The organism is Streptomyces antarcticus, from assembly GCF_026627255.1.
Taxonomy (GTDB): Bacteria; Actinomycetota; Actinomycetes; order Streptomycetales; family Streptomycetaceae; genus Streptomyces; species Streptomyces antarcticus.
The window spans coordinates 171473-198318 of the sequence record NZ_JAPNLM010000015.1; the positions used below are offsets into that span (position 1 = coordinate 171473).

The window sequence follows — 26846 nt, forward strand, 5'->3', positions numbered from 1 at the left end:
CGCGTAGGCAGTATGTCACGCAGGACCCTGTGCGGTGCACTGGAACTTCACGATTGATCTGAGCTGTTCTTGAGGTTTCCGGCGTCCAGTGCGGGGTGCACAGGGGCCGGGATGAAGTGCGAGGGCAGCGAGGGTGTCGACTCGCGCCCCGCGTTGGCGATGACCACGGCGATGTACGGCAGGAGGCCGCCGGCGACGAGCGTCACGATCGCCACAGGGCGCTGCACGTCCCACAGGACCACCGTCGCGATGACCGACAGGGTCCGGATGACCATCGAGATCACGTACCGGCGCTGCCGTCCCCGCACGTCCTCGGCGAGCCCCATGCGGGCGCCGGTGATGCGGAAGACCTCGGCCCCGTTCCGCTTCTGCCGCTTGGTCCGCTCCACACTCCACCACCCGATCACCCGCCGGACGCTCACGGTCCGGACCCCTTCCACGGTACGCCGCCTCCCCCGGGGTGGGGAGAGGGGGTGTCCCCCCGATGGCTCTGTCCGAAATGCACCCTACGCGTCACTGATCGAGACTGGGCGCACATGCGCACAACGCGCCAGGAGGAGGCTCGACATGAGTTGGTTGTGGGCGATCATCGTCGGTTTCGTTCTGGGCCTGCTTGCCCGGGCCATCCTGCCGGGCAAGCAGCACCAGCCCCTCTGGCTGACCACGATCTTCGGCATCCTCGGCGCCGTCCTGGGCAACGCCGTCGCCACCTGGATCGGAGTCAACGAGACCAAGGGCATCGACTGGATCCGGCACCTGCTGCAACTGGCCGGAGCGGTCCTCATCGTCGGCCTCGGCGACCTGCTCTACAACGCGGTCCGCGGCAACAAACGGCAGATGACCTGAGGGACCCCGGCGGTCCCGGATCCGCCCGCGCGGGCGGGTCCGGGACACGACGGAGGGGCCGGCCGGACCACGTGTCCGAACCGGCCCCTCCGTCGTACCCGTGACGGGGCGGTGGGCGTCAGGCGCCCGTGACCTCCACAGCGGCCAGGTTCTTCTTCCCGCGGCGCAGCACCAGCCAGCGCCCGTGCAGCAGGTCCGCCGCGGCCGGGACCGCGTCCTCGGCGGTGACCTTCACGTTGTTCACGTAGGCGCCGCCCTCCTTCACGGTCCGGCGTCCGGCCGACTTGCTCGCGACCAGGCCGGTCTCCGCGAACAGGTCCACGACCTGCCCGAGCTCGGCCACCCGGGCCTGCGGCAGTTCGGAGAGGGCCGCGGCCAGAGTGGCCTCGTCCAGCTCCGCCAGCTCGCCCTGGCCGAAGAGCGCCTTCGACGCGGCGATGACGGCGGCGCACTGGCCGACGCCGTGCACCAGCGTCGTCAGCTCCTCCGCCAGTGCCCGCTGCGCGGCACGTGCCTGCGGCCGCTCGGCGGTCTGCGCCTCCAGCTCCTCCAGCTCCTCCCGGCTCCGGAAGGACAGGATGCGCATGTAGGTGGAGATGTCGCGGTCGTCCACGTTCAGCCAGAACTGGTAGAACGCGTACGGCGTCGTCATCTCCGGGTCGAGCCAGACGGCGCCGCTCTCGGACTTGCCGAACTTGGTGCCGTCCGCCTTCACCATCAGCGGGGTCGCCAGCGCGTGCACGACCGCGCCCGGCTCCAGCCGGTGGATCAGGTCGAGCCCGGCCGTCAGGTTGCCCCACTGGTCGGAGCCGCCCTGCTGCAGCACGCAGCCGTAGCGCCGGTACAGCTCCAGGAAGTCCATGCCCTGGAGCAGCTGGTAGCTGAACTCGGTGTAGCTGATGCCCTGGTCGGACTCCAGCCGGCGGGCGACCGAGTCCTTCGTCAGCATCTTGTTGACCCGGAAGTGCTTGCCGATGTCCCGGAGGAACTCGATGGCGGACAGGCCCGCCGTCCAGTCCAGGTTGTTCACCATGATCGCCGCGTTCTCGCCCTCGAAGGACAGGAACGGCTCGATCTGGGTGCGCAGCCGGGCCACCCAGTTCGCGACGGTCTCCGGGTCGTTGAGGGTCCGCTCGGCCGTCGGCCGCGGGTCGCCGATCTGCCCGGTGGCCCCGCCGACCAGCGCCAGCGGCCGGTGCCCGGCCTGCTGGAGCCGGCGTACGGTCAGCACCTGGACCAGGTGCCCGACGTGCAGCGAGGCCGCGGTCGGGTCGAAGCCGCAATAGAACGTGACAGGACCGTCCGCGAACGCCTTGCGCAGCGCTTCTTCGTCGGTGGACTGGGCGAACAGCCCGCGCCACTTCAGTTCGTCGACGATGTCCGTCACGGTCTCTCGACTCCTTCGATGCCTTGCATTGCCGTGGCTCAGTCTAGGTGGGTCAGACACCCTTGCTGACCGAGCTCATGTTGAAGTCAGGGATGCGCAGGGCGGGCATCGCGGCCCTGGTGAACCAGTCGCCCCACTCGCGCGGCAGGGTCTTCTCGGTCCGTCCCGCCTCGGTTGCCCGCGACAGCAGGTCCACCGGCGACTCGTTGAACCGGAAGTTGTTGACCTCCCCGACGACCTGCCCGTTCTCCACCAGGTAGACGCCGTCCCGGGTCAGGCCCGTGAGCAGCAGGGTGGCCGGATCCACCTCGCGGATGTACCAGAGGCAGGTCAGCAGCAGGCCCCGCTCGGTGCCCGCCACCATCTCCTCCAGCGACTTGTCGCCGCCCCCGTCCAGGACCAGGTTCCCGAAGCCCGGGGCGAGCGGCAGGCCGGTCAGCGCCGCGCTGTGCCGGGTCGTGGTCAGCCGGGCCAGCTCGCCGCCCCGGATCCACTCGGTCGCCGGAACCGGCAGGCCGTTGTCGAACACCGAGGCGTCGTCGCCCGAGCTGTGCGCGATCACGAACGGCGCGGACTCCAGGCCCGGCGCGTTCGGGTCGCTGCGCAGCGTCAGCGGCAGCCGCGACAGCCGCTCGCCGACCCGGGTGCCGCCGCCCGGCTTGGCGAAGACCGTACGGCCCTCCACCGCGTCGCGGGCGGCCGCCGACCACATCTGGTAGATCAGCAGGTCGGCCACGGCGGTCGGCGGCAGCAGCGTCTCGTACCGTCCGGCGGGCAACTCGATTTTCCGCTCGGCCCAGCCGAGGCGCACGGCCAGCTCCGCGTCCAGCACGGTCGGGTCCACGTCCTTGAAGTCCCGGGTGGCGCGGCCCGCCCAGGCCGAGCGCTGCCGGTCCGGGGACTTCGCGTTGAGCTCCAGGGTGCCGTTCGGCTGGTCGTGGCGCAGCCGCAGGCCCGTGGAGGTGCCGACGTACGTGGACACCAGCTCGTGGTGGGCGAACCCGTACAGCTCCCGCCCGCCCGCCCGGGCCCGGGCGAAGGCCTCGCCGAGGGCCGGCGCGAAGTCCGCGAACACCGCCGAGGAGGTCTCGGCCGGAGCGTCGGCGAAGTCCGGCGAGGCCGGGGTCCCGGTCACCAGCGGCCGCGCGTCCTCGGCGGGACCGGCCCCGCGGGCGGCCGCCTCGGCGGCCCGTACCAGCGGCTCCAGGTCCGCGGCGGTGACGGCGGAGCGCGAGACGACCCCCGAGGCCGTGCCCTCCTTGCCGTCGACCGTGGCGATGACGGTCAGGGTCCGGCCGCGGGTGACGCCGTTGGTGGTCAGCGCGTTGCCGGCCCAGCGGAGGTTGGCGCTGGACTCCTCGTCCGCGATCACGACGCAGCCGTCGGCGGTGGAGAGCTCCAGCGCCCGCTCGACGATCTCGTGGGGCTTGGTGCGTCCGGTGGAAAGCGTGCTCATCGGCCGGCCTCCTGCGTGGTGTTCAAAATGTTCACGTCGCGGAACAGGGCGGACGGGCAGCCGTGCGAGACCGCCGCCACCTGCCCCGGCTGGGCCTTGCCGCAGTTGAAGGCGCCGCCCAGGACGTAGGTCTGCGGGCCGCCGACCTTCTCCATCGAGCCCCAGAAGTCGGTGGTCGTCGCCTGGTACGCGACGTCGCGCAGCTGCCCGGCCAGCCGGCCGTTCTCGATCCGGAAGAACCGCTGCCCGGTGAACTGGAAGTTGTAGCGCTGCATGTCGATCGACCAGGAGCGGTCGCCGACCACGTAGATGCCGCGCTCCACCCCGCCGATCAGGTCCTCGGTCGACAGGCCGCCCGGGTCCGGCCGGAGCGAGACGTTCGCCATCCGCTGGACGGGCACGTGCCCGGGGGAGTCGGCGTACGCGCAGCCGTTGGAGCGGCCGAGGCCGGTCAGCTTCGCGATCCGGCGGTCCAGCTGGTAGCCGACCAGGGTGCCGTCCTTGACCAGGTCCCAGCTCTGCGCCGCGACGCCCTCGTCGTCGAAGCCGACCGTGGCCAGCCCGTGCTCCGCGGTGCGGTCGCCCGTCACGTTCATGATCGACGAGCCGTACTTGAGCTTGCCCAGCTGGTCGAAGGTGGCGAAGGAGGTCCCCGCGTACGCCGCCTCGTAGCCCAGCGCCCGGTCGAGCTCGGTGGCGTGGCCGATGGACTCGTGGATCGTGAGCCACAGGTTGGAGGGGTCCACCACGAGGTCGTAGCGCCCGGCCTCGACGCTCGGGGCCCGCATCTTCTCGGCGAGCAGGCCGGGGATCCGCTCCAGCTCGTCGTTCCAGTCCCAGCCGGTGCCGGTCAGGTACTCCCAGCCGCGCCCGGCGGGCGGGGCGATGGTGCGCATCGAGTCGAACTCGCCGGTGGTGGCGTCCACGGCGACCGCCGTGAGCTGCGGGTGCACGCGCACCCGCTGCTGCGTGGTCGAGGTGCCCGAGGTGTCGGCGTAGAACTTGTTCTCGTGGATGGCGAGGAAGGACGCGTCCACGTGCGCCACCCCGTCGGCCGCCAGCAGCCGCGCGCTCCAGTCGGCGAGCAGCGCCGCCTTCTCCGCGTCGGGGACCGCGAAGGGGTCCACGTCGTAGGCGGAGATCCAGGTCTTCTCGGAGTGCACCGGCTCGTCGGCCAGCTCGACGCGCTCGTCCGAACCGGCCGCCTTGATCACCTGGGCGGACAGTTTCGCCATGGCCACGGCCTGGGAGGCCACCTTCGCGGCCGCGTCCATGGTCAGGTCGACGCCGGAGGCGAAGCCCCAGCTGCCGCCGTGCACCACCCGGACCGCGAACCCGAGGTCGGTGGTGTCGGAGCCGCCGGAGGGCTTGGCGTCCCGCAGCCGCCAGGAGGCGCTGCGGATCCGCTCCAGCCGGAAGTCGGCATGCTCGGCGCCCAGTGCGCGCGCCCGGGCGAGCGCCGCGTCGGCGAGCGCCCGCAGGGGCAGCGCGGTGAAGGCCGCGTCGATGGAATGGGGCACGGAAGTCCTCCCGGGGTCGGGGCCGGTCGCCCTGATCATGTCGCGATCGGAGCTCTAGTACCTACATGTTTCTGTAGGGATTCGACAGAGCGCGTCGTCAGGCCCTGTGGGAGCTCGATTCTCCGTACAGGGGGTGCGACCTATAGGTTTTTGGTATTCAGACCGCTAGCGAAAGGGTGATCCGTTGAGCCGCTCGGTTCTCGTCACCGGAGGAAACCGGGGCATCGGCCTCGCCATCGCCCGTGCCTTCGCGGAAGCCGGAGACAAGGTCGCGATCACGTACCGCTCGGGTGAGCCGCCGGAGGCGCTCACCTCCCTCGGCGTTCTGGCGGTCCGCTGCGACATTACCGATTCCGAGCAGGTGGAGCAGGCCTACAAGCAGGTCGAGGACGCCCACGGTGCGGTCGAGGTGCTGGTGGCCAACGCGGGCATCACCAAGGACACGCTGCTGATGCGCATGTCCGAGGAGGACTTCGCCTCGGTGGTCGATACGAACCTCACCGGTACCTTCCGTGTGGTCAAGCGCGCGAACCGTGGCATGCTCCGTGCCAAGAAGGGCCGCGTCGTCCTGATCTCCTCGGTCGTCGGACTGCTGGGCTCGGCGGGGCAGGCCAACTACGCCGCATCCAAGGCCGCGCTGGTCGGCTTCGCCCGTTCGCTCGCCCGTGAACTGGGCTCGCGCAACATCACCTTCAACGTGGTCGCCCCCGGCTTCGTGGACACCGACATGACGAAGGCGCTCACCGACGAGCAGCGCGCGGGCATCGTGGGCCAGGTGCCGCTGGGCCGCTACGCGCGCCCCGAGGAGATCGCGGCAGCCGTGAGCTTCCTGGCGTCCGACGACGCCGCGTACATCACCGGAGCCGTCATTCCCGTTGACGGCGGATTGGGCATGGGTCACTGATCACCATGAGCGGAATTCTCGAGGGCAAGCGCGTCCTCATCACCGGAGTGCTGATGGAGTCCTCCATCGCGTTCCACGCCGCCCGGCTGGCCCAGGAGCAGGGCGCAGAGGTCGTCCTCACCGCGTGGCCGCGCCCGTCGCTGACCGAGCGCATCGCCAAGAAGCTGCCCAAGCCGGTCAAGGTGATCGAGCTCGACGTCACCAACGACGAGCACCTGGCCCGTCTCGAGGGCCTCGTCCGCGAAGAGCTCGGCGGCCTCGACGGGGTCCTCCACTCGATCGGCTTCGCGCCCCAGGACGCGCTCGGCGGCAACTTCCTGAACACGCCGTTCGAGTCGGTGGCCACCGCCATGCACGTCTCGGCGTTCTCGCTGAAGTCGCTGGCCATGGCCTGCAAGCCGCTGTTCCCGGCGGAGGGCGCCGCCATCGTCGGCCTCACCTTCGACGCGCAGTTCGCCTGGCCGCAGTACGACTGGATGGGCCCGGCCAAGGCCGCTCTGGAGGCCACCAGCCGCTACCTCGCCCGTGACCTGGGCAAGGAGAACATCCGCTGCAACCTGGTCTCGGCCGGTCCGCTCGGCTCGATGGCCGCGAAGTCCATCCCGGGCTTCTCGGACCTGGCCGACGTCTGGAACACCCGCTCCATGCTGGAGTGGGACATGACCGACCCGGAGCCGACGGGCAGGGCCATCGTGGCCCTGCTGTCGGACTGGTTCCCGAAGACCACCGGCGAGATCGTCCACGTGGACGGCGGCCTGCACGCGATGGGCGCCTGACGGCTTCCCCCCTCCGTACGGCGGCGGCCGCGCCTCCCTTTCCGGGAGGCGCGGCCTCCGTCGTTCCCGGCGCCGTTTTCGCGGTGGGGGAGCGGTGCGGCCCCCGCGTTCGATCGGATGTCCACGGCCGGACGGGATCCTCCCGAGTCGAAAACCGGGACATAAGCCTGCAAACTGGCCAAGTCGGGATCTTCCCGGTTCCTGCGGGGAGGAGGTACGGGCGTGCGCGCGAGGCCGAGCCGGACGGTATCCCTCCTGATCACCTCGGTGATCCTGACCGCGTTCCTGGCCCCCGGAGCGGCCGCGAGGCCTCCGGGCGGCGACCCCGCGTCCGGGCCCGGAGCGGCCCCCGGCGCCGTGCTCCCCGAAGCGGTGGCCCCCGGGGTGGCGCCCGGAGCGGTGGCCCCCGAGGTCGTGGAACTCGCCGTGATCCCCGTCGAGCCCCCCGTGCAGCCCGCGAAGCCCCGCGCCCAGGAGCTCTTCGGTGCCGACTGCGACATCGGGACCGAGGGCTCCACGGTGACGGCGTACTGCCACAACAGCTACCCGGACACCGACCTGGTGCGGCTGCACGTGGAGTGCGACCGCTGGTGGGACGTGGACGGCGACGGCGCGGCGGTTGCGGTCGGCCCGGCCGGGCGGGCCGAGATCACCGGCCGCTGCTGGAAGGAAGTCCGCTCCACCTGGGTCACTCACCAGCGGCCCTGACCGGCCGATCCCTGACCGGCCGATCCCTGACTGACCGACCCCTGGCCGTCGGCCGATCCCGCCCCGCGCTGCCCCCCGCCCCCTGCCCCCGCTACTCCCCGCCCAGGCAGGCGAACGGGTAGCCGGCCGCCTCCGAGGCGGCCGCGTCCCCGTCCCCCCGCCGGATGGCCTCGATCAGCCGGGCGTGGTCCAGGTGGGCCGCGGGGTCGAGCACCGTGCCCACGTCGCCGCGCAGCCAGTCCGCCACCAGGTCGCCGAGGTCCGCGTACAGCTCGATCAGTACCTCGTTGTGGGAAGCGGTCACCACCGCCATGTGCAGGCTCACGTCCGCCGCCACGAACCGCTCCGCGTCCCCGCCGGCCCAGGCCTCCTCGCGCCGCGCCAGCAGTGCGTCCAGCTGTACGAGGTCCCGCTCGGTCCGCCGCTCCGCCGCCAGCCGGGCCGCCGCGGACTCCATGGTCGAGCGCAGCTCCGCGATGTCCCGCGGCTCGGCGTTGGCGAAGCGGCGGTGCATCACGCCGGCCAGCTCGCTCGTGGCGATGACGTACGTGCCCGAACCCTGGCGGATGTCGAGCAGGCCGTTGTGCGCCAGCGCCCGTACGGCCTCGCGGACGGTGTTGCGGGCGACGCCGAGCAGCTCCACGAGCTCGGGCTCGGTGGGGATGCGCGAGCCCACCGGCCACTCTCCGGAGGTGACCTGGTTCCGCAACTGTGCGATCACCTGGTCGACGAGCGCGGAGCGCCGGGGCGAGGTCAGCGGCATGGGTTCCTCTCGAGAACAGCGTGCGCGACTGGACAACCAATCATCCCATGATTCTATGATGGTTGAATGTCCGACGATGAAATCCAGACCCTGAACCGCCCGCAGGTCGTGCGCACCCCCGCCGACCGGCGCCTTCCCGTACCCGCCCACGTCGCCCCCACGTGGCTCGGTCCGGTGCTCATCGTCGGAATCGTGCTGGCCGCCCTCAACCTGCGTCCCGCCATCACCAGCCTCGGCGCCCTCTTCGAGGAGACCCGTACGGGCCTCGGCATGAGCGGCACCGTCGCCGGACTGATCACCTCCGTACCGGCCCTCTGCTTCGCCGTCTTCGGCATCACCGCCCCCCGGCTCTCCCGCCGCTTCGGCCCCGCCGCCGTCGTCTGCGCCGGCATGGCCGCCATCGCCACCGGCCTGCTGATCCGGCCCTTCGCGTCCGGCGCCGCCGGATTCCTCGCCGCCAGCGCCCTGTCCCTGGCGGGCATAGCCCTGACCAACGTGCTGCTCCCGGTGATCGTCAAGCGCTACTTCCCCGACCGCGTCGGCACCATGACCGGCCTGTACTCCATGGCCCTGGCCGCCGGCACCTCCCTCGCGGCCGCCGCCACCGTCCCGCTCACCGGCGCCCTCGGCGGCAGCTGGCGCACCGGCCTGCTGATCTGGGCCGTCCTCGCCCTGATCGCCGTACTGCCCTGGCTGCCCATCGCCCGTGCATCCCGGCGCGCCGCGCGGGCCGCCGCCGCCGAGCAGGCCGACGCGGGCACCGCCGTACGGGCCGACGCGGGCCCGCGCATCGCCCGGAGCCGCACCGCCTGGGCCCTGGCCTGCTACTTCGGCCTCCAGGCGACCGGCGCCTACGTCACCATGGGCTGGCTCCCGCAGATCTTCCGCGACTCCGGGGTCTCCGCCTCCACCGCCGGCGTGCTCCTCGCCGTCACCATGGTCATGGGCGTACCGCTCGCCTTCGTCATCCCCCGCCTGGCAGGCCGGATGAAGAACCAGGGGGCCATCGCCGCCGCCCTCGGCCTCTTCGGCCTCGCCGGATACCTCGGCCTCTACTTCGCCCCCGCCGCCGGCGCCTGGGCCTGGGCGCTCCTGCTCGGCATCTCCAACTGCGCCTTCCCCCTCGTCATCACCCTCATCGGCCTGCGCGCCAAGTCCCCGGCGGGAGTCGTCAAGCTCTCCGCCTTCGCCCAGAGCATCGGCTACCTCATCTCGATCCCCGGGCCGCTGCTCATCGGCACCCTCTACCAGCACAGCGGCGGCTGGGACCTGCCGCTCGCCCTGATGGCCGGACTCCTCGTCCCGCAGATGGTGCTGGGCGTCCTGGCCGGACGGGACCGCACGATCGAGGACGAATGCGGCATGCGAGACTGACCGGCATGTCGCCCGTACTTGAACCGAACCCCCAGAACGGCCGCAAGAAGCTCGGCCTCGTCCTCGGCGCGATGCTCGCCGTGGGCGTGATCATCGCCGTCATCGCGACGATCGCCTCCCCCTGACGCCGGGCCCGGCCGAGGGGTGGTGGGGATAACCCCCCTACCCCTAGGGGGTCAGGGTCAGGGTGAAGTGGGGTGTGCCCCGGATGGGAAGCGCACCTTCGAATCCATAGATTCGAAGCCAGCGAGCCCGTTCCGACCGCACACCCACGGAGGCGGCCATGTCGGCCCCCACGCCCACCCGGTCCCTCCCGACCCGCCCCCGCTCCGCCGCGCCCTTCGCCCACGGCATCCGCCCGGACGGGGCCGAGACCGGGCGCGCTGACATCGGCCGCCCTCTCACCGGCCGCCCTCTCACCGGCCGCCCCCTCGGCGCCCGTGCCCGCGGGGGCGCCGACGCCCGCCTGCACTGGTGGGCCCTGGCCCTGCCCGCACTCGCCTTCGGCCTCCTCCTGCTGCTCCTCGCCGGATCCGGCGAAGCCCGGGCGGCCACCCCGGACGGCGGCGGCCCGGGCCTGGTCCAGGTCGCGGAACAGCTCCTGCGCGCCGTCGGCTGACCCCGCGCGCCCTTACGTGCCGGGACGCGCCCCGCGCCGGCCGACGAGCCTCCCAACAGCCTGCGCCCCGTGGCTCGTTTCATGCGAAGCTGGGAGTCATGAGCGCCGACACACCCCGCAGGATCGCCCTCCTCCGGCACGCCAAGGCCGACTGGCCCCAGGTGTCCGACCACGATCGCCCGCTGGCGGAACGAGGCCGCAAGGACGCGCCGGCCGTCGGTCTGAAGCTCGCCGAAACCGGCATCGCCTTCGACCTGGCCCTCTGCTCCACCGCCGCCCGCACCCGCGAGACCTGGAAGCTCGCCGTCCAGGAGATGCCCCACCGGCCGAAGACCTCGTACGAGGAGCGGCTGTACGACGCGTCGCTGGGCGAGCTCATCGCCCTCCTGAACGAGACCTCCGACGACGTCACCGACCTCCTCGTCATCGGCCACAACCCCGGCATGCACGCCCTCGCCGACGCCCTCTCCGGGCGCGCGGAAGGCCACGCCCTGGCGCGAATGAGCCGTACGGGGTTCCCCACCGCGGCGCTCGCCGTCGTCTCCTTCACCGGCTCGTGGAAGACCCTGGAGCACGGCGCGGGCACGCTCCTCGACTTCTGGACCCCCAAGGACCACTGACCGGGCTCCGGCCGCCCGACGCGAAGGGCCCCGGCGGGCACGCTGCCCGCCGGGGCCCTTCACGTCACGTCGTACGGGGTTCCGGGCCCGGACCGGCGCCCCGGGTCACGCCAGGTCGGCGGCCTCGATCTCCTCGCGGGTGATCCCGAGCAGGTACAGCACGGCGTCGAGGAAGGGCACGTTCACCGCGGTGTGGGCGGCCTCGCGGACCACCGGCTTGGCATTGAAGGCCACGCCCAGCCCGGCCGCGTTCAGCATGTCCAGGTCATTGGCGCCGTCGCCGATGGCCACCGTCTGGGACAGCGGCACGTCGGCCTCGGCGGCGAACCTGCGCAGCAGCCGCGCCTTGCCGGCCCGGTCCACGATCTCGCCGGTCACCCGCCCGGTCAGCTTCCCGTCGACGATCTCCAGGGTGTTGGCGGCGGCGAAGTCCAGTCCGAGCCGCTCCCGCAGGTCGTCCGTGACCTGGGTGAACCCGCCGGAGACCACGCCGACCTGGTAGCCGAGCCGCTTGAGGGTCCGGATCAGGGTCCGGGCGCCCGGCGTCAGCTGCACCTCGGCGCGGACCTTGTCCACGACAGAGGCGTCCAGCCCCGCGAGCAGCGCCACGCGGGCGTGCAGCGACTGCTCGAAGTCCAGTTCACCGCGCATGGCCCGCTCGGTGACCTCCGCGACCTCGGCCTCGCAGCCGGCGTGCGCGGCGAAGAGCTCGATGACCTCGTCCTGGATCAGCGTCGAGTCCACGTCCATGACGACGAGGCGCTGGGCCCGGCGGTGCAGCCCGGCCGAGACCACGGCCACGTCCACGCCGATGTGCGAGGCGGCGGTGGCCAGCGCGGTGCGCAGCGGCTCGGTCTCGGTGCCGGAGACGGCGAACTCCACTGCCGTCACCGGGTACTTGGCGAGCCGGAAGATGCGGTCGATGTTGCCGCCGGTGGCCGTGATCCGGGCGGCGATCTGCGCCGTGGACTCGGCGGTGAGCGGGTGCCCGAGCACGGTGACGTGGGAACGGCCGCTGCCGCGCGGCCGGTTGTCGCCGGTACCGGAGAGAATCTCGGCCTGGAGCTTGAGCGATTCGGCCCAGCTGTGGACGGTGGCCCGCAGGTCGCCCTCGGTGGCGCCGACGGGCTTGGTGACGAGGGCGCACAGGACGATGCGGCCGCGGGTGACGACCTGCTCGATGTCGACGACGTCGACGGAGTAGGCGGCGAGGGTGTCGAACAGCCCGGCGGTGATCCCGGGACGGTCCTTGCCGAAGATCTTGACGAGGAGGGTGGGGACGTCGGAGGTCTGCGATGCGCTCATGGTGACCTCACCGTATCTTCCCGGGGCCGGTGACAGGACCCCCGTCCCACTCCCTGAACGCGGCGGCGGCCGATGGCGGCCGCCTCCCCCGGGGGCCGCGCCGGGGGAGGCGGCCCCCGGCCCCGGTGCCGGTGCCGCCGCCGACGCGGTCGCGGGACCCGGCCGGGTCCGCGTACGTGCCCTGACGTCTCGCCGTCCGCCCCGGGACGGGGCGGCGTCCTGGCGAGACGTCCCGTATCTCATGCTCCGGGTGCTTTCGCCCCCGTCGTCGCGTGGACGCGGACGCCCCGGCTCGGCCCCGATTCCACATGTGGCCGTGGGCCTGAAATAGTTCCCCCGGATGTTCGCCATACCTAGACTCCCTGACGTCATGGGGGATTCTCGGGGGACTTAAGTGGGGCTGGAGTGCCGGAACTCGTACTGGAACTGAACGGAAGGACCTGGACGCTCGATCCGTCCAGGTCGTACTCGCTGGGGCGCGACCCCCAGGGAGATGTGGTGATCGACGACGCCCGGGTGTCGTGGCGTCACGCCACCATCAGCTGGAACGGCCGCGGTTGGGGCATCGAGGACCACGGCAGCACCAACGGCACCTACGTGCGCGGGGCCCGGGTCCAGCAGGCCGAGCTCGTGCCCGGTACGCCGGTCCACCTCGGCAACGCCACCGACGGCCCGCGGCTGAACCCGGTCGGCGCCGCCGCCCCGGCGGCGCAGCCGGCGCAGCCGGCCCAGCAGGCCCAGGCTCACGCCCCGGCGTACCAGGCACCGCAGCAGCAGCCCCAGCAGCAGGCCTGGGAACAGCAGCACGCGCCGCAGCAGCACCAGCAGTACGCGCCGCAGCAGCACGCACCACAGCACCAGGTACCGCAGCAGCAACCGCAGCAGCCGCAGCCGCACCTCCCGCACCAGCAGGGCGGCGGCCCGGCCGCGTCCCGGCCGGCGCAGGGCGGGGCGCCCGGCTACGCCGACCGCAGCCCCACGACGTTCCACCAGCTCTCGCTGGGCCACGTCATGCGGATCGGCCGCGCCCTGGAGAACGAACTGGTGGTCTCCGACCTCCAGGTCTCCCGCCACCACGCCGAGTTCCGCTCGATGCCGGGCGGCCGCTTCGAGATCCACGACCTGGGCAGCCACAACGGCACCTACGTCAACGGCCAGCCGGTGGCCAAGTCCGGCACCGCCCTGCTCGGCCCGAACGACATCGTCGGCGTCGGCCACTCGACGTTCCGGATCGTCGGCGACCGCCTCGAGGAGTTCGTCGACACCGGCGAGGTCTCCTTCTCGGCCCGTCACCTCACGGTCACCGTCGACGGCGGCAAGCAGATCCTCAAGGACGTCACCTTCGGCGTCCCGGAGAAGTCCCTGATCGGCGTCATCGGCCCCTCCGGCTCCGGCAAGTCGACGCTGCTCAAGGCGCTGACCGGCTACCGGCCCGCCAACCAGGGCGACGTCCTCTACGACAACCGCAACCTGTACAAGCAGTTCGCGGAGCTCCGCCAGCGCATCGGCCTGGTCCCGCAGGACGACATCCTGCACAAGGAGCTGCGCGTCCGTACGGCCCTCAAGTACGCCGCCAAGCTCCGCTTCCCCGGCGACACCGCCGAGTCCGAGCGTGCCGCCCGCGTCGACGAGGTGCTGCGCGAGCTCAAGCTCGACATCCACAAGGACAAGAAGATCACCGCGCTCTCGGGCGGTCAGCGCAAGCGCGTGTCCGTGGCCCTGGAGCTGCTCACCAAGCCGTCGCTGATCTTCCTGGACGAGCCGACCTCCGGCCTCGACCCGGGCATGGACCGCGACGTCATGCAGCTGCTGCGCGGCCTCGCCGACGACGGCCGCACGGTCCTCGTCGTCACCCACTCCGTCGCCGAGCTCGCCATCTGCGACAAGCTGCTGGTCATGGCGCCGGGCGGCTCGGTCGCGTACTTCGGCCCGCCGGACGAGGCGCTGAACTTCTTCGGCTACACCACGTGGGCCGACGTCTTCTCCGCCTTCGAGAACTACCGCGAGTACGACTGGGCCGAGCGCTGGAAGAGCTCGCAGCACTACCAGCTGTACGCCGCCGACATCGACGCGGTCGCCCCGCAGTCGGTCGCGATGCCGCCGGCCCAGCAGATGCGCCCGCCGAAGCCGCAGGGCTGGGGCTCCCAGCTCCTCACGCTGATGCGCCGCTACGTCTCGGTGATCGCCTCCGACAAGGGCTTCATCGGCCTGATGCTGATCCTGCCGGCGGTCCTGGGCGTGGTCTCCACGGTCATTCCCGCGAAGTTCGGCCTCGCGCCGCCCGTGGCACCGTCCCGCTTCAACGGCGACGCCGGCACGATCATGCTGATCCTCGCGGTCGGCATGTGCTTCTCCGGCGCCGCCAACTCGGTCCGCGAACTGATCAAGGAACGGGTGATCTACGAGCGCGAGCGCGCGACCGGCCTGTCCCGGTCGGCGTACCTCATGTCGAAGGTGATCGTCCTCGGCGTCATCACGGCTGTCCAGGGCGTGATCATCTGCGGCATCGGCTTCTTCCCGCGCGACCTGCCCGCCGAGGGCCTGCTCATGCCGCCGGCGTTGGAGATCTGCCTGTCGGTCATCGCGCTCGGCTTCACCTCGATGATGTTCGGCCTGGTGATCTCCTCGCTGGTGAAGACCTCCGAGAAGACCATGCCCCTGCTGGTCATGTTCGCGATCGTCCAGGTCGTCTTCACCGGCATCCTCTTCCAGCTCTACGACTCCCCGGGCCTGGAGCAGTTCGCCTGGCTCATGCCGTCCCGCTGGGCGATCGCCGCCGCCGGCACCACCCTGAACCTCGGCGTGCTCATGCCGCCGTGGGACGCCGAGAACCCGACCAACACCGACCCCCTCTGGGACGCGACGGTCGGCCAGTGGAGCCTGAACATCACCGTCCTGCTGCTCATCGGCATCGCCTGCGGCTTCGCGGTGCAGCGGCTGCTGCGCCGCCACGAGCCCGAGGTGATGCGCGCGGGCAAGTAGGCCCCGGCCCCCACAGCCGCACAGCCCCCTACAGCCCCGCAGCCCACCCCGTACGCACGCACGAACGCCTCAGGGCGGCACCCGGTACTCCGGGGGCCGCCCTGAGGCGCATGGGGGGTCGGGCGGGCCGACGGACCGTGCCAGGCCTAGTAGGCGCTGTTGACGTTGTCCATCGAGCCGTAGCGGTCGGCCGCGTAGTTGCAGGCGGCGACGATGTTCGCGACCGGGTCGTACTGGTCGAACTTGGTGCCCTTGACGTGGTACGCCTTGAAGGTCGGGGCGATGACCTGGAGCAGGCCCTTCGACGGGATGCCGTTGCGGGCGTTGATGTCCCAGTTGTTGATCGCCAGCGGGTTGCCGCTGGACTCGCGCATCACGTTGCGGTGAATGCCGTGGTAGGAACCCGGAATGCCCTCGCGCTTCATGATGAAGAGGGATTCCTTGATCCAGCCGTCGAGGTTGTTCGCGAAGACCGGGGTGCGGGTCGCGGAGCGGCTCGCGGCCGTCTTCTGCCCGCGGTCCTTCTTGGCGTCCGCCGCGGCCTTGGCCTTGGCCTTCGCCGCCGCGTCCGACGCCGCCTTGGCCGCGACGACCTGCTGGACGGAGAGGTTCTGCTGTACAGCCTTCGTCTGGGCGCCGTCGACGACCTGGGTCCAGGCGACGGGGGCGGCGGAGATGGCGGTCTCGGTCTCAGCGGCACCGGCCGGGACGAGGGAGAAGGCGAGCGCGGCGGCACCGAGCGTGGCGACACCGGAGATGGACAGCTTGTGTGCCTTCGTCAGACGACTGTGACCGGGAGTGCTGGAAGCAGACATGGCGGGGCAACCTCTTCGACGGGGGGCCACCCCCGGGCAGTCTGAGGGCGGGGCCGCAGGAAAGCGCCGCGCTGATCCGGGATCTGCGGCGCTGTGCGACGGGAGCAATTCTTAGCGGCGGCAAAATCGCCTGGCAAAGGTGTGACGTACGATCCCGCTTAGTGGATCAGGGGGCGCCGCCTCGCCCCGCTCTGCCGCATCGGAGCTACGCGCGCCCGTGCTCACAGGACCTTTACGCATCCACTAGGGAGCTTCGTAAGTGACCTGCGTCCTATGTGCGGGCTCACATCGGGCACGTAACAATCTGACCCAACGTTGCGGAAGCAACGCGAAGGGTCACGCGCATGCGACCTGAGGACCACGTCTGCGCCCCCGACCGTCATCCCCAAGACAGAGCCGGACCCGGCCGCCCCCCGCCCCCAGCAGTAGGCCGACCGGCCCCCACCCCTCGGTCCAACGCCCGATCCCGCAGGTCAGAGCCGCGAGTACGGTGAGGCCATGACAGCCAGTCCCGGGTACGGCGGACCCCGCAGCGGCCTCGCGGCCGTGAGCACCGCACTCCTCGCCATGAGCCGCACGCTGGAGGTCCGCGACGTCCTGCGCACGATCGTCGCCTCGGCCCGCGAACTCCTGGACGCCGAGTACGCGGCCCTGGGCGTCCCCGACGACCACGGCGGCTTCGCCCAGTTCGTCGTGGACGGCATCAGCGAGGAGCAGTGGCGCGAGATCGGCCCGCTGCCCCGCCAGCACGGCATCCTCGCCGCGATGCTCCACCAGGACGGCCCCGAGCGGCTGACCGACGTACGCGAGGACCCGCGCTTCGGCGGCTGGCCGCCCGCCCACCCCGACATGTCCGACTTCCTCGGCCTGCCCGTCCGCGACGGCGAGGAGACCCTCGGCGCCCTCTTCCTCGCGAACAAGCGGGGCGCCCCGGGCGGCGGCACCGGCGGGACCCGCGGCGCCCACGCCACCGGCTTCACCGACGAGGACGAGGAGCTCCTCTCCCTCCTCGCCCAGCACGCGGCGATCGCCCTCACCAACGCCCGGCTCTACGAACGCAGCCGCGAGCTCACCATCGCCGAGGAACGCTCCCGCCTCGCCCACGAGCTGCACGACGCCGTCAGCCAGAAGCTCTTCTCCCTCCGGCTCACCGCCCAGGCCGCGGCGGCCCTCGTGGACCGCGACCCGGCCCGGGCCAAGGGCGAGCTGCAGCAGGTGGCCGTGCTGGCGGCGGAGGCCGCCGACGAACTGCGGGCCGCCGTGACCGAGCTGCGCCCGGCCGCCCTGGACGAGGACGGTCTCGTCGCGACCCTGCGCACCCACGTGCACGTGCTCGACCGCGCGCACGCCGCGCACGTCACCTTCACCTGTGACGGCGTACGGGCCCTCCCCGCGACCCAGGAGGAAGCGCTCCTGCGCGTCGCCCAGGAGGCCCTGCACAACGCCCTGCGGCACTCGGGCGCGGACCGCGTCGAGGTCGCACTGGCCCGCACTCCCGGCGGTGGAGCGGTCCTCAGCGTCACCGACGCAGGCCGCGGCTTCGACCCCCTCACGGTCCGCAGCGCGGGCCGCCACCTGGGCCTGGTCTCCATGCGTGACCGCGCGGGAGGTGTCGGCGGCCGGCTCGACGTGCACGCGGCGCCCGGCAAGGGCACCACGATCGAGATGGAGGTCCCCGGTGGCTGACACCCCCGGCCGAATCCGCGTCCTGCTGGTCGACGACCACCAGGTGGTCCGGCGGGGCCTGCGCACCTTCCTGGAGGTCCAGGACGACATCGAGGTCGTCGGCGAGGCCTCCGACGGCGAAGAGGGCCTGGCCCGCGCCGAGGAGCTGCGCCCGGACGTGATCCTCATGGACATCAAGATGCCGGGCACCGACGGCATCGAGGCCCTGCGCGGACTGCGCGGGGCGGCGAACCCCGCACGGGTGCTGATCGTCACCAGCTTCACGGAGCAGCGCACCGTGGTACCCGCCCTGCGGGCCGGCGCTGCTGGGTACGTCTACAAGGACATCGATCCCGACGCCCTGGCCGGAGCCATCCGCTCCGTCCACGCCGGACACGTACTCCTCCAGCCGGAGGTGGCGGAGGCGCTGCTCGCCCAGGACGACCAGGGCCCCCCGTCGGGCCGCGGGGGCTCGCTGACCGACCGGGAGCGGGAGGTCCTCGCGCACATCGCGGACGGCCGTTCGAACCGCGAGATAGCGCGGGCCCTCGTCCTGTCGGAGAAGACCGTCAAGACGCACGTCTCGAACATCCTGATGAAGCTGGATGTCGCCGACCGCACCCAGGCCGCGTTGTGGGCGGTCAGGCACGGCCTCACCGACTGAGGGGGCCCGGCCGGAGGCGTCGGGCAGACCATCGGAGATTCATACGGTCGGGTGTATGTAGCCCACATGGCGTATCCCCGGGGCCGGGCGGCCGTTCTCCATGGCATGCCGCGACGGCTGGTCGTGGCGGACGTACGGAGGAAGAGAAACGTGAAGAACTTCAAGAAGGCCGCAGCCGTCACCATGATCGCGGGCGGCCTCCTCGCCGCCGGCGCCGGTGTCTCCGCGGCGCACGGCGGTGCGTCGGCGGAGGGCGAGGCCCTGAACTCGCCCGGCGTGGCCTCCGGGAACCTGCTCCAGGTCCCCGTGCACGTCCCCGTGAACGCGGTGGGCAACACGGTCAACGTGATCGGCCTGCTGAACGGAGCCTTCGGCAACACGGGCGTCAACGCCTGACGCACCGCGACCGGCGGTCCGGCGCGGTCCTCGCACCGCTCCGCGCGGCCGGACCCCGAGAACCGCGCCGACGGCCCCGCTTCCCCACCTCTCCCCGGGAAGCGGGGCCGTCCCGCTTCCGTGCCGGAGCGGCCGCCCCCGGCCCACCGGCCGAACCGAACCCCGAGGCCGCACCCGCCCCGCGCAGGAGCCCTCCCCGCCGCCCCGGAGCCGGACCGCGTACCCGCCGAAGGTCTGCCCGTACCCGTACCCGACCGCGTACCCGGCCCGGAGCCGGACGGCGTACCGCCGGATGCCTACGCGCGGCCGTCCTCGTACCCGTACCCGTACCCGACCGCGGACCCGGCCCGGAGGGTCAGTGCTGCTCCACCGCCGCGTTGTACGCCGCCACCAGCGCCCGCCGGGCCACCCGCTCCACCGGCCGCAGCGCCTCCGACCGCGCCGCCATCTCCGAGGCGGCCACCGCGCCCCCCGGCCCGTGCTCGTACGCCAGCGACACCAGCAGGTCCACCCGCTGCGCCAGCGACAGCACCCGCACCGCCCGCGGCGGGTACCCCGGCGCCAGGACCTCCCGACCGGCCTCCGCCCGCGCCCGGTACGCCGACAGCGCCGCGTCGGCCACCGGCCCCGACCCCGCCACGTCGAGCCGGGTCAGCAGCACCGTCGCCTCGCGCAGCGCCTCCGCCAGCTCCCGCTCCGCCTCGCCCAGCGACGGGACGTCCGCCGGCGGGGCCTCCCGTACCGGCAGGCAGTGCCAGGTCACCGACACGTGCACGTCCCCGGCCGGGCCCGCCTCGAAGACCTCCGGCACCAGCCCCAGGGCCGCGCCCACCGCGACCACCGCCTCCTCGGCGTCGAGCGCCCGCGCGTTGAACTCCGGAGGGCCGCTCAGCCCCAGCGGATGCCCCGGCGCCGGCAGCGCCACCCGCAGCCCGGTCACCCCCAGCGCCCGCATCCGGCCGAGCGCCAGCGTGAGCCCCACCGGACCGGGTTCCCCCGGCAGGCCCTCCACCCGGTGCACGGCGTCCTCGCCCACGATCGACGACACGGCCTCGTCGGGCGAGACCAGACCTGCCAGCAAAGCGTTCCCCCAGGCGGCCAGCCGCCCTGAACGTGGTTCGAAAAGCATCCCCCAACTCTACGGACCCCACCCCGGGCCCGACCCCGAACCCGGCCCCCGGCCCCAACCCGTTCCGGACCCGGACCCGGCCCCGGCCCCGGACCCCTCTCCGAGTGGCGTAGGTTTTCCCCTGGGGCTGCGCCTGCCGGCGCACAGAGAACCGTGACTGCAAGGGGTGACAACACGCTCATGAGCGATGTTCTGGAGCTGGTGGACGTATCCGTGGTCCGCGAGGGCCGGGCTCTGGTGGACCAGGTCTCCTGGTCGGTGAAGGAGGGGGAGCGCTGGGTGATCCTCGGCCCCAACGGCGCCGGCAAGACCACCCTGCTGAACCTCGCCTCCAGCTACCTCTTCCCCACCAAGGGCGCCGCCACCATCCTCGGCAGCACCCTCGGCAAGGTTGACGTCTTCGAGCTGCGCCCCCGCATCGGCATCGCCGGTATCGCGATGGCCGACAAGCTGCCCAGGGGGCAGACCGTCCTGGAGACCGTCCTCACCGCCGCGTACGGCATGACGGCGACCTGGCAGGAGCAGTACGAGGACATCGACGAGCAGCGCGCCCGTGCCTTCCTCGACCGCCTCGGCATGACCGGATACCTCGACCGGAAGTTCGGCACCCTCTCCGAGGGCGAACGCAAGCGCACGCTGATCGCCCGCGCCCTGATGACCGACCCCGAGCTGCTGCTCCTCGACGAGCCCGCCGCCGGCCTGGACCTCGGCGGCCGCGAGGACCTCGTACGCCGTCTCGGGCGCCTCGCCCGCGACCCGCTCGCGCCCTCCATGGTCATGGTCACGCACCACGTCGAGGAGATCGCCCCCGGCTTCACCCACGTCCTGATGATCCGCCAGGGCAAGGTCGTCGCGGCGGGTCCGATCGACCTCGAACTCACCCCGCGCAACCTCTCGCTCTGCTTCGGCCTCCCCCTGGTCGTCGAGCGCAACGGCAACGACCGCTGGACGGCCCAGGGCCTGCCCCTCCGCTAGCCCGGAAACACGGAACACCGACACCCCGGACGGGGCGGGACGGGGCCGGGCGGACCGAACCGCCCCGCACCCTGTCCCGACCGCGCCCACCCGACCTACCATGACCATGTGGACATCGACGCGTGGGTGTGGTGGCTCATCGGCGCGGTCGGACTGGGCATCCCCCTCGTCCTGACCGCCATGCCGGAGTTCGGCATGTTCGCCATCGGCGCGGTGGCGGCCGCCGTCACGGCGGCGCTCGGCGGGGGAGTGGTGGCGCAGGTCCTGGTCTTCGTGATCGTGTCGGTCGCGCTCATCGCCGTCGTCCGCCCGATCGCCAACCGCCATCGCGACCAACGCCCCCAACACCGCAGCGGCATCGACGCGTTGAGAGGCAAGAGCGCCGTCGTCCTCGAACGCGTCGACGGCAGCGGCGGCCGCATCAAGCTCGCCGGCGAGATCTGGTCCGCCCGCACCCTCGACGCGGACAGCAGCTTCGAACCAGGCCAGTCCGTCGACGTCGTGGAGATCGACGGGGCGACCGCGATCGTCATGTGACCGGTCCCGCAAGCGACTTGGGAGCCGTCGCGCGGACGGAGTGTGAGCCGTCACGCAGCCGTCATGTCAGCAACCAGCCGACTCGCGGCCCCGGGGTCTGCGAGACTCCGCTCAACGGGGCAGCACAGACAGCCGGAAGGGCACGGGGAACCGCATGCAACCGATCATCATCGTCCTGATCATTCTGGTGGTTCTGGTCTTCATCGCACTGGTCAAGACGATCCAGGTGATCCCGCAGGCCAGCGCAGCCATCGTCGAGCGCTTCGGCCGCTACACCCGCACCCTCAACGCGGGCCTGAACATCGTCGTCCCGTTCATCGACTCGATCCGCAACCGGATCGACCTCCGCGAACAGGTCGTCCCCTTCCCGCCGCAGCCGGTCATCACCCAGGACAACCTGGTCGTCAACATCGACACCGTCATCTACTACCAGGTGACCGACGCCCGGGCCGCGACCTACGAGGTGGCGAGCTACATCCAGGCCATCGAGCAGCTCACCGTCACCACGCTCCGCAACATCATCGGCGGCATGGACCTGGAGCGGACCCTCACCTCCCGCGAGGAGATCAACGCCGCGCTGCGCGGGGTCCTCGACGAGGCCACCGGCAAGTGGGGCATCCGCGTCAACCGCGTCGAGCTCAAGGCCATCGAGCCGCCGACCTCCATCCAGGACTCGATGGAGAAGCAGATGCGCGCCGACCGCGACAAGCGAGCCGCGATCCTCCAGGCCGAGGGCGTCCGTCAGTCCGAGATCCTGCGCGCCGAGGGCGAGAAGCAGTCCTCCATCCTCCGCGCCGAGGGCGACGCCAAGGCCGCCGCCCTGCGCGCCGAGGGCGAAGCACAGGCGATCCGTACGGTGTTCGAGTCCATCCACGCCGGTGACGCCGACCAGAAGCTCCTCGCCTACCAGTACCTCCAGATGCTCCCCAAGCTCGCCGAGGGCGACGCGAACAAGCTCTGGATCGTGCCCAGCGAGATCGGCGACGCGCTCAAGGGCCTCTCCGGCGCCATGGGCAACTTCGGTCCCATGGGCGGCGGTTCGGGCTTCAACCCGCAGAACTCGGGCAAGGGCAACGGTGACCCGGGCGACAAGGCCACCCCGGACCGCCGCGAACAGCCCCCCATCGACTGACAGCGCCCCCTGAAGCACGGACCTGACCGCGGCCCCCGGACTGCAGACCCCCGGACTGCAGACCCCCGGACTGCAGACCCCCGGACCGCGGACCCCCGGACCCCCGGACCGTGGACCCCGGCCCACCGGACGGCCCGTGCCGTCCTGCATGATCGGGTGAGGCCCCTCGACCTTCACGGCGGGGAGGCGACCCACTCATGCAAAGGGGATGGCCCCTCCCGTGTCCATCTGGGAATCACTCGCGGTCTTCGCCGCCGGCATCGGCGCCGGCACGATCAACACCATCGTCGGCTCCGGCACCCTGATCACCTTCCCGGTGCTGCTGGCCACCGGCCTGCCGCCGGTCACCGCCAACGTCTCCAACACCCTCGGCCTGGTCCCCGGTTCCATCAGCGGAGCCATCGGCTACCGCAAGGAGCTCCAGGGCCAGCGCGCCCGCATCCTGCGGCTCGGCGCGGTCTCCCTCGTCGGCGGATGCGCCGGAGCCGTCCTGCTCCTCACCCTGCCGTCCGACTCCTTCGACACGATCGTGCCCGTCCTCATCGGACTCGCCCTCGTGCTCGTCATCCTCCAGCCCCGCCTCGCCAAGGCCCTGCGCCGCCGCCAGGACGCCGCCGGAGGCGACACCGGCCACCCCGACGGCGGCCCCGCCCTGCTCACCGGAATGCTCTTCTCCAGCGCATACGGGGGCTACTTCGGCGCCGCCCAGGGCGTGCTCTACCTCGGCCTCATGGGCCTGCTGCTCCGCGACGACCTCCAGCGGATCAACGCCGTGAAGAACGTCATCGCCGCCATGGTCAACGGCGTCGCGGCCGTCGTCTTCCTCTTCGTCGCCGAGTTCGACTGGACGGCCGTCCTGCTCATCGCGGTCGGCTCCACCATCGGCGGCCAGATCGGCGCCAAGGTCGGCCGCCGCCTCCCGCCGACCGCCCTGCGCGCGGTCATCGTCACCGTCGGGATCCTCGCGATCGTCCAGCTGCTCGTCCGCTGAGCGACGTAGCGAAGTTACGTCGCCCAGCGCGGCCGAGTACGCGCGGCCCGGGGCCCGCGGCTAGGCGGAACGCTCCAGCCACTCCGGCAGGACGTCCCGCCCCGCCACCCCCAGCGCGAGCAGCATGGCATCGGCCGGGGACGGCACGAAGGGCTTCCGGAGCAGGGGCATTCCCGCCTCCTCCGGAGTCCGGGCCGCTTTGCGGTGGTTGTCCTCGGCACAGGAGGCCACCGTGTTCAGCCAGGTGTCGCCACCGCCCTGGGCCCGCGGGAGCACGTGGTCCACGGTCGTCGCGCGCTTCCCGCAGTACGCGCACCGGTGCTGGTCCCGGACCAGCACCCCCCTCCGTGACCAGGGGGCATGTCTTCGGAAGGGCACCCGTACGTACCTGCAGAGCCTGATCACCCGAGGCATCGGCAGCTCCATCGTGGCAGCTCGCACACGCAGCTCGGGATGGGACTGCTCGACCACGGCCTTGTCCTGGAGCACCAGAACCACCGCCCGGTTCAACGTCACCGTCGACAGCGGCTCGAAGCTCGCATTCAGCACCAGCGTGTCCCGCATCTCGCCCACCTCCCGTGTGCAGGCCCGCGACCACACCGGCAGCAGGGCCCGCGACCACTCTGGCCGCGCGCGCCACGCGGGACAACGCAATAAAAATGCCCGGTCCTGGCCGTCTTTAGACCAGGACCGGGCAAACGCTCGGAGAACGATCAGCCGGCGGGCGCCTCGTACTCGCCGATCAGCTGGGCCCGCCCCAGGGTGTGGAAGCGCAGATTGAACCCGACCACGGCGGGGGAGGCGTCCGCGTCGGGGCCGAGCTCCTCCTGGTCCACCGCGTACACGGTGAACACGTACCGGTGCCGCTCCCCGGCCGGCGGGGCCGCCCCGCCGAAGTCCTCGGTCCCGTAGTCGTTGCGCACGTGCACCGCTCCCGCGGGCAGCCCCTCGAACTTTCCGCTGCCCGCCCCGGCCGGCAGCTCGGTGACGGAGACCGGCAGGTCGAAGAGCACCCAGTGCCAGAACCCGCTGCCCGTGGGCGCGTCCGGGTCGAAGCACGTCACGGCGAAGCTCTTCGTCCCCTCCGGGAAGCCCTCCCACCGCAACTGCGGGGAGAGGTTCCCGCCCGACAGGACCTGGGCTTCACCCAGGTCCGCTCCGGGCGCCAGGTCCGTACTCGTCACGGTGAAGGCGTGCACCGCGGGATGGAAATCGTGCGGCAGGGGCGCCCTGCTCTGCTCGTTCACTGCTGACCCTCCTGGTCGGGATGGCTGATCGGACACGTGCCCTGGAAGGAACTTAGGAGACTAGAGCCAGTTGCGCGTGGAGCCGACGGAGGCGATCCACTGGTTCAGGTACGCCGCCCAGTCGGTCTCCTGGTAGGAGTGCAGCCCCACCTGGAAGCAGCGGTAGGTGTCGCTGCCCTCGCTGAACAGCCCCGGCTTCTTGTCCATCTCCAGGACGACGTCCATCTCGCGGCCGTCGGACACGAAGGTCAGCTCGACCTGGTTCAGCCCCCGGTACTGCGACGGCGGCACGAACTCGATCTCCTGGTAGAAGGGCAGCGTCTGCCGCGTCCCGCGGATGTGCCCGCGCTCCATGTCCGCGCCGCGGAAGGAGAAGCCGAGCTGGCGGAAGGCGTCGAGGATCGCCTGCTGCGCCGGAACCGGGTGCACGTTGATCGCGTCGAGGTCACCCGCGTCGACCGCGCGCGCGATCTCCAGCTCGGTGCTGACCCCGATGTTCATCCCGTGCAGGTGCTGGCCCCCGAAGTGGGTGATCGGCGTCTCCCACGGGATCTCCAGCCCGAACGGCACCACGTGCAGCGCGCCGGCCTGGACCTGGAAGGCACCGCCGAGGCGCTGCTTGTTGAAGACGACGTCCTGCTTGTACTCCTGGTCGCCGCCCTCCACCTCGACCCGCGCCTGGAGACCGACGGACAGCCCCTCGATCTGCTGGTCGACGGACCCGCCCTGGATCCGGACCTCACCCTGGACGATGCCACCCGGCACGACGTTCGGCTCGGTGATGACCGTGTCCACGGACGCACCGCCGGCACCCAGGCTCGCGAACAGCTTCTTGAACCCCATGTTCAAACTCCCCTGATGAAAGATCTAAGGACCTGAGGACCCGGCGACGACGCCACCACGGCACCGCGCCTACCCCTACCAACGCGGAACACTAGGCCCCGGTTGCACGCGCGCCCGTTCCACTACCCTCGGCCGGATGAGCGCGCGCCCCGACCGTACGCCCCTGACCCGGGCCTTCTTCGACCGCCCGGTCCTCACCGTGGCCCCGGACCTCCTCGGCCGCACCCTGGTCCGCAACACCCCGGAGGGTCCCCTCGAACTGCGCATCACGGAGGTCGAGGCGTACGAGGGCGAAGCCGACCCCGGCTCCCACGCCTACCGGGGCCCCACCTCCCGCAACGCATCGATGTTCGGCCCACCCGGACACGCGTACGTCTATTTCATCTACGGCATGTGGTTCAGCCTCAACCTGGTGTGCGGTCCGCCCGGACACGCGAGTGGGGTCCTCCTGCGCGCGGGGGAGGTGACGGAGGGAGCCGACCTGGCGGCCAAACGTCGGCATTCCGCCAAAACCCCGAGAGAACTGGCCAGGGGGCCGGCCCGGCTGGCCACGGCCCTGGCCATCGACCGCACCCTCGACGGCACCGACCTCTGCACCGGCCCCGATTCCCCGCTCTCCGTCCTGGAGGGCACCCCCACCCCGCCCGACCTGGCGAGCAGCGGCCCCCGCACCGGAGTGGGCGGCGCCGGCGCCCACCACCCGTACCGCTTCTGGATCACCCACGACCCGACGGTCAGCCCGTACCGTGCCCACGCACCACGCCGCCGCTCAACTTGACTCGGTCCCTCGGGACGCCTAACGTTGCCCGAGCCGCTTGAACGGGGCACTGCCATCAGCAGACCTCCGGAGCGGCCAACCCACTACCTACGACGAACCCCTGGCGGGGTCCTATTCGGCATGTCCGAATTCCACGCCGGCAGCTCGATTATGAGCAGCGAAGGGAAAGCGTTAACGTAGTGGAGCGCCGAAAGGCCAAAGACCTCTCCGACGGTCGCCGAATTCAAATCCAAGCCGGAAACGACATGGAAATGATCTGGTAGAGTCGGAATCGCCGGAAAGGAAAGCGCGAAAGCGAATACCTGGAAAGCGAATCCCGCTTCGACCGGGAATCGGGCCCGAAAGAGTCTGATAGAGTCGGAAACGCAAGAACAGAACGAAAGCCCGGAGGAAAGCCCGAGAGGGTGAGTACAA

General features: G+C 71.5%; 28 protein-coding genes. 17 read left to right on the plus strand and 11 right to left on the minus strand.

From position 1 onward, the window contains the following. Nucleotides 1-47: 47 nt before the first annotated feature. Complete coding sequence (locus tag OTB16_RS22985) at nucleotides 48-326, minus strand: DUF3099 domain-containing protein (RefSeq protein WP_267722509.1); 279 nt, start codon at nucleotides 324-326, stop codon at nucleotides 48-50. Between the two features lie 241 nt (nucleotides 327-567). Between OTB16_RS22985 and OTB16_RS22990 the strand changes: the two genes are divergently transcribed. Next, nucleotides 568-846, plus strand: coding sequence for a GlsB/YeaQ/YmgE family stress response membrane protein (locus OTB16_RS22990; protein ID WP_267722460.1), 279 nt, complete (start codon nucleotides 568-570; stop codon nucleotides 844-846). A gap of 118 nt (nucleotides 847-964) precedes the next feature. Here the strand turns inward: OTB16_RS22990 and tyrS are convergent, their stop codons facing one another. From tyrS to OTB16_RS23005, 3 genes are read right to left on the minus strand one after another with little or no spacing between them, the layout of a single operon-like run. Then, a complete protein-coding gene (gene tyrS / locus OTB16_RS22995) occupies nucleotides 965-2233 on the minus strand; it encodes a tyrosine--tRNA ligase (protein ID WP_267722461.1) in 1269 nt (422 codons plus the stop codon). A 52-nt stretch (nucleotides 2234-2285) separates the two neighbouring features. Next, the gene (locus OTB16_RS23000) at nucleotides 2286-3689 is read right to left on the minus strand and encodes a metallopeptidase TldD-related protein (protein WP_267722462.1); all 1404 of its coding nucleotides are present in this window, start codon (nucleotides 3687-3689) and stop codon (nucleotides 2286-2288) included. Then, the gene (locus OTB16_RS23005) at nucleotides 3686-5209 is read right to left on the minus strand and encodes a TldD/PmbA family protein (protein ID WP_267722463.1); all 1524 of its coding nucleotides are present in this window, start codon (nucleotides 5207-5209) and stop codon (nucleotides 3686-3688) included. Before OTB16_RS23005 ends, OTB16_RS23000 begins: the two co-directional genes overlap by 4 nt. A gap of 184 nt (nucleotides 5210-5393) precedes the next feature. Here OTB16_RS23005 and fabG point away from each other — a divergent pair, with 184 nt between their 5' ends. The 3 genes from fabG (at nucleotide 5394) to OTB16_RS23020 (ending at nucleotide 7597) form a co-directional block, all read left to right on the plus strand. Continuing rightward, on the plus strand, nucleotides 5394-6113 hold the full coding sequence (gene fabG, locus OTB16_RS23010) for a 3-oxoacyl-[acyl-carrier-protein] reductase (protein ID WP_267722464.1): 720 nt from the start codon (nucleotides 5394-5396) through the stop codon (nucleotides 6111-6113). A gap of 5 nt (nucleotides 6114-6118) precedes the next feature. Then, entirely contained in the window at nucleotides 6119-6889 is a 771-nt protein-coding gene (gene fabI / locus OTB16_RS23015) for an enoyl-ACP reductase FabI (protein ID WP_267722465.1), read from the plus strand. A 222-nt stretch (nucleotides 6890-7111) separates the two neighbouring features. After that, complete coding sequence (locus tag OTB16_RS23020) at nucleotides 7112-7597, plus strand: hypothetical protein (protein WP_267722466.1); 486 nt, start codon at nucleotides 7112-7114, stop codon at nucleotides 7595-7597. A gap of 91 nt (nucleotides 7598-7688) precedes the next feature. Here the strand turns inward: OTB16_RS23020 and OTB16_RS23025 are convergent, their stop codons facing one another. Beyond that, entirely contained in the window at nucleotides 7689-8360 is a 672-nt protein-coding gene (locus tag OTB16_RS23025; RefSeq protein WP_267722467.1) for a FadR/GntR family transcriptional regulator, read from the minus strand. A 66-nt stretch (nucleotides 8361-8426) separates the two neighbouring features. Here OTB16_RS23025 and OTB16_RS23030 point away from each other — a divergent pair, with 66 nt between their 5' ends. The 4 genes from OTB16_RS23030 to OTB16_RS23045 all read left to right on the plus strand — a co-directional run bounded on the left by OTB16_RS23030 (nucleotide 8427) and on the right by OTB16_RS23045 (nucleotide 10973). Next, nucleotides 8427-9734 (plus strand): CynX/NimT family MFS transporter, encoded by a 1308-nt coding sequence (locus OTB16_RS23030; protein ID WP_267722469.1) that lies wholly within the window; start codon nucleotides 8427-8429, stop codon nucleotides 9732-9734. A 5-nt stretch (nucleotides 9735-9739) separates the two neighbouring features. Beyond that, nucleotides 9740-9859: an SGM_5486 family transporter-associated protein gene (locus OTB16_RS23035; protein WP_267722470.1), complete on the plus strand. Its 120-nt coding sequence runs from the start codon at nucleotides 9740-9742 to the stop codon at nucleotides 9857-9859. A 158-nt stretch (nucleotides 9860-10017) separates the two neighbouring features. Further along, the gene (locus OTB16_RS23040; RefSeq protein WP_267722513.1) at nucleotides 10018-10353 is read left to right on the plus strand and encodes a hypothetical protein; all 336 of its coding nucleotides are present in this window, start codon (nucleotides 10018-10020) and stop codon (nucleotides 10351-10353) included. Nucleotides 10354-10451: 98 nt separating this feature from the next. After that, the gene (locus OTB16_RS23045) at nucleotides 10452-10973 is read left to right on the plus strand and encodes a SixA phosphatase family protein (RefSeq protein WP_267722471.1); all 522 of its coding nucleotides are present in this window, start codon (nucleotides 10452-10454) and stop codon (nucleotides 10971-10973) included. A 105-nt stretch (nucleotides 10974-11078) separates the two neighbouring features. Here OTB16_RS23045 and serB read toward each other — a convergent pair whose 3' ends face one another. Then, nucleotides 11079-12278 carry a phosphoserine phosphatase SerB gene (gene serB, locus OTB16_RS23050; RefSeq protein ID WP_267722472.1) on the minus strand — a complete coding sequence of 400 codons (1200 nt, stop codon included), beginning with the start codon at nucleotides 12276-12278 and terminating at the stop codon, nucleotides 11079-11081. A gap of 405 nt (nucleotides 12279-12683) precedes the next feature. Between serB and OTB16_RS23055 the strand changes: the two genes are divergently transcribed. Further along, nucleotides 12684-15260, plus strand: coding sequence for an ABC transporter ATP-binding protein/permease (locus OTB16_RS23055; RefSeq protein WP_267722473.1), 2577 nt, complete (start codon nucleotides 12684-12686; stop codon nucleotides 15258-15260). 146 nt (nucleotides 15261-15406) lie between these two features. Here the strand turns inward: OTB16_RS23055 and OTB16_RS23060 are convergent, their stop codons facing one another. Then, a complete protein-coding gene (locus OTB16_RS23060) occupies nucleotides 15407-16075 on the minus strand; it encodes a transglycosylase SLT domain-containing protein (protein WP_267722475.1) in 669 nt (222 codons plus the stop codon). 498 nt (nucleotides 16076-16573) lie between these two features. Between OTB16_RS23060 and OTB16_RS23065 the strand changes: the two genes are divergently transcribed. The 3 genes from OTB16_RS23065 to OTB16_RS23075 all read left to right on the plus strand — a co-directional run bounded on the left by OTB16_RS23065 (nucleotide 16574) and on the right by OTB16_RS23075 (nucleotide 18800). Next, nucleotides 16574-17761: a GAF domain-containing sensor histidine kinase gene (locus tag OTB16_RS23065; RefSeq protein WP_267722476.1), complete on the plus strand. Its 1188-nt coding sequence runs from the start codon at nucleotides 16574-16576 to the stop codon at nucleotides 17759-17761. Further along, nucleotides 17754-18404, plus strand: coding sequence for a response regulator (locus OTB16_RS23070; RefSeq protein ID WP_267722477.1), 651 nt, complete (start codon nucleotides 17754-17756; stop codon nucleotides 18402-18404). The genes OTB16_RS23065 and OTB16_RS23070 overlap by 8 nt, the downstream gene beginning before the upstream one ends. 150 nt (nucleotides 18405-18554) lie before the next feature. Next, complete coding sequence (locus OTB16_RS23075; protein WP_324290867.1) at nucleotides 18555-18800, plus strand: chaplin; 246 nt, start codon at nucleotides 18555-18557, stop codon at nucleotides 18798-18800. A 355-nt stretch (nucleotides 18801-19155) separates the two neighbouring features. On the opposite strand, the gene OTB16_RS23080 is transcribed toward OTB16_RS23075, so the two are convergent. After that, nucleotides 19156-19929, minus strand: a complete 774-nt coding sequence (locus tag OTB16_RS23080; protein WP_267722478.1) for a hypothetical protein — start codon at nucleotides 19927-19929, stop codon at nucleotides 19156-19158. A gap of 180 nt (nucleotides 19930-20109) precedes the next feature. On the opposite strand from OTB16_RS23080, the gene OTB16_RS23085 reads away from it, so the two are divergent. From OTB16_RS23085 to OTB16_RS23100, 4 genes are all read left to right on the plus strand, one after another. Then, on the plus strand, nucleotides 20110-20904 hold the full coding sequence (locus OTB16_RS23085) for an ABC transporter ATP-binding protein (RefSeq protein WP_267722480.1): 795 nt from the start codon (nucleotides 20110-20112) through the stop codon (nucleotides 20902-20904). 108 nt (nucleotides 20905-21012) lie between these two features. Next, the gene (locus OTB16_RS23090) at nucleotides 21013-21441 is read left to right on the plus strand and encodes an NfeD family protein (RefSeq protein ID WP_267722482.1); all 429 of its coding nucleotides are present in this window, start codon (nucleotides 21013-21015) and stop codon (nucleotides 21439-21441) included. Between the two features lie 154 nt (nucleotides 21442-21595). Then, the gene (locus OTB16_RS23095) at nucleotides 21596-22573 is read left to right on the plus strand and encodes an SPFH domain-containing protein (RefSeq protein ID WP_267722483.1); all 978 of its coding nucleotides are present in this window, start codon (nucleotides 21596-21598) and stop codon (nucleotides 22571-22573) included. Between the two features lie 208 nt (nucleotides 22574-22781). After that, nucleotides 22782-23564, plus strand: a complete 783-nt coding sequence (locus OTB16_RS23100; RefSeq protein WP_267722485.1) for a sulfite exporter TauE/SafE family protein — start codon at nucleotides 22782-22784, stop codon at nucleotides 23562-23564. 60 nt (nucleotides 23565-23624) lie between these two features. Here OTB16_RS23100 and OTB16_RS23105 read toward each other — a convergent pair whose 3' ends face one another. The 3 genes from OTB16_RS23105 to OTB16_RS23115 form a co-directional block, all read right to left on the minus strand. Further along, the gene (locus OTB16_RS23105) at nucleotides 23625-24128 is read right to left on the minus strand and encodes an HNH endonuclease (RefSeq protein ID WP_267722486.1); all 504 of its coding nucleotides are present in this window, start codon (nucleotides 24126-24128) and stop codon (nucleotides 23625-23627) included. Nucleotides 24129-24277: 149 nt separating this feature from the next. Next, nucleotides 24278-24811, minus strand: coding sequence for a YbhB/YbcL family Raf kinase inhibitor-like protein (locus tag OTB16_RS23110; protein WP_267722487.1), 534 nt, complete (start codon nucleotides 24809-24811; stop codon nucleotides 24278-24280). A gap of 60 nt (nucleotides 24812-24871) precedes the next feature. Continuing rightward, complete coding sequence (locus tag OTB16_RS23115; protein ID WP_267722488.1) at nucleotides 24872-25654, minus strand: sporulation protein; 783 nt, start codon at nucleotides 25652-25654, stop codon at nucleotides 24872-24874. 136 nt (nucleotides 25655-25790) lie between these two features. Here OTB16_RS23115 and OTB16_RS23120 point away from each other — a divergent pair, with 136 nt between their 5' ends. Then, nucleotides 25791-26432, plus strand: coding sequence for a DNA-3-methyladenine glycosylase (locus tag OTB16_RS23120; RefSeq protein WP_267722489.1), 642 nt, complete (start codon nucleotides 25791-25793; stop codon nucleotides 26430-26432). Nucleotides 26433-26846: the final 414 nt, after the last annotated feature.

Bases quoted from the DNA above. Each gene is read 5' to 3' on its own strand.
- OTB16_RS22985 (WP_267722509.1), bottom strand. From the start codon at position 326: ATGGGGCTCGCCGAGGACGTGCGGGGACGGCAGCGCCGGTACGTGATC.
- OTB16_RS22990 (WP_267722460.1), top strand. From the start codon at position 568: ATGAGTTGGTTGTGGGCGATCATCGTCGGTTTCGTTCTGGGCCTGCTT.
- OTB16_RS23000 (WP_267722462.1), bottom strand. From the start codon at position 3,689: ATGAGCACGCTTTCCACCGGACGCACCAAGCCCCACGAGATCGTCGAG.
- fabI (WP_267722465.1), top strand. From the start codon at position 6,119: ATGAGCGGAATTCTCGAGGGCAAGCGCGTCCTCATCACCGGAGTGCTG.
- OTB16_RS23025 (WP_267722467.1), bottom strand. From the start codon at position 8,360: ATGCCGCTGACCTCGCCCCGGCGCTCCGCGCTCGTCGACCAGGTGATC.
- OTB16_RS23030 (WP_267722469.1), top strand. From the start codon at position 8,427: ATGTCCGACGATGAAATCCAGACCCTGAACCGCCCGCAGGTCGTGCGC.
- OTB16_RS23035 (WP_267722470.1), top strand. From the start codon at position 9,740: ATGTCGCCCGTACTTGAACCGAACCCCCAGAACGGCCGCAAGAAGCTC.
- OTB16_RS23040 (WP_267722513.1), top strand. From the start codon at position 10,018: ATGTCGGCCCCCACGCCCACCCGGTCCCTCCCGACCCGCCCCCGCTCC.
- OTB16_RS23045 (WP_267722471.1), top strand. From the start codon at position 10,452: ATGAGCGCCGACACACCCCGCAGGATCGCCCTCCTCCGGCACGCCAAG.
- serB (WP_267722472.1), bottom strand. From the start codon at position 12,278: ATGAGCGCATCGCAGACCTCCGACGTCCCCACCCTCCTCGTCAAGATC.
- OTB16_RS23060 (WP_267722475.1), bottom strand. From the start codon at position 16,075: ATGTCTGCTTCCAGCACTCCCGGTCACAGTCGTCTGACGAAGGCACAC.
- OTB16_RS23065 (WP_267722476.1), top strand. From the start codon at position 16,574: ATGACAGCCAGTCCCGGGTACGGCGGACCCCGCAGCGGCCTCGCGGCC.
- OTB16_RS23080 (WP_267722478.1), bottom strand. From the start codon at position 19,929: ATGCTTTTCGAACCACGTTCAGGGCGGCTGGCCGCCTGGGGGAACGCT.
- OTB16_RS23085 (WP_267722480.1), top strand. From the start codon at position 20,110: ATGAGCGATGTTCTGGAGCTGGTGGACGTATCCGTGGTCCGCGAGGGC.
- OTB16_RS23095 (WP_267722483.1), top strand. From the start codon at position 21,596: ATGCAACCGATCATCATCGTCCTGATCATTCTGGTGGTTCTGGTCTTC.
- OTB16_RS23100 (WP_267722485.1), top strand. From the start codon at position 22,782: ATGGCCCCTCCCGTGTCCATCTGGGAATCACTCGCGGTCTTCGCCGCC.
- OTB16_RS23105 (WP_267722486.1), bottom strand. From the start codon at position 24,128: ATGCGGGACACGCTGGTGCTGAATGCGAGCTTCGAGCCGCTGTCGACG.
- OTB16_RS23115 (WP_267722488.1), bottom strand. From the start codon at position 25,654: ATGGGGTTCAAGAAGCTGTTCGCGAGCCTGGGTGCCGGCGGTGCGTCC.
- OTB16_RS23120 (WP_267722489.1), top strand. From the start codon at position 25,791: ATGAGCGCGCGCCCCGACCGTACGCCCCTGACCCGGGCCTTCTTCGAC.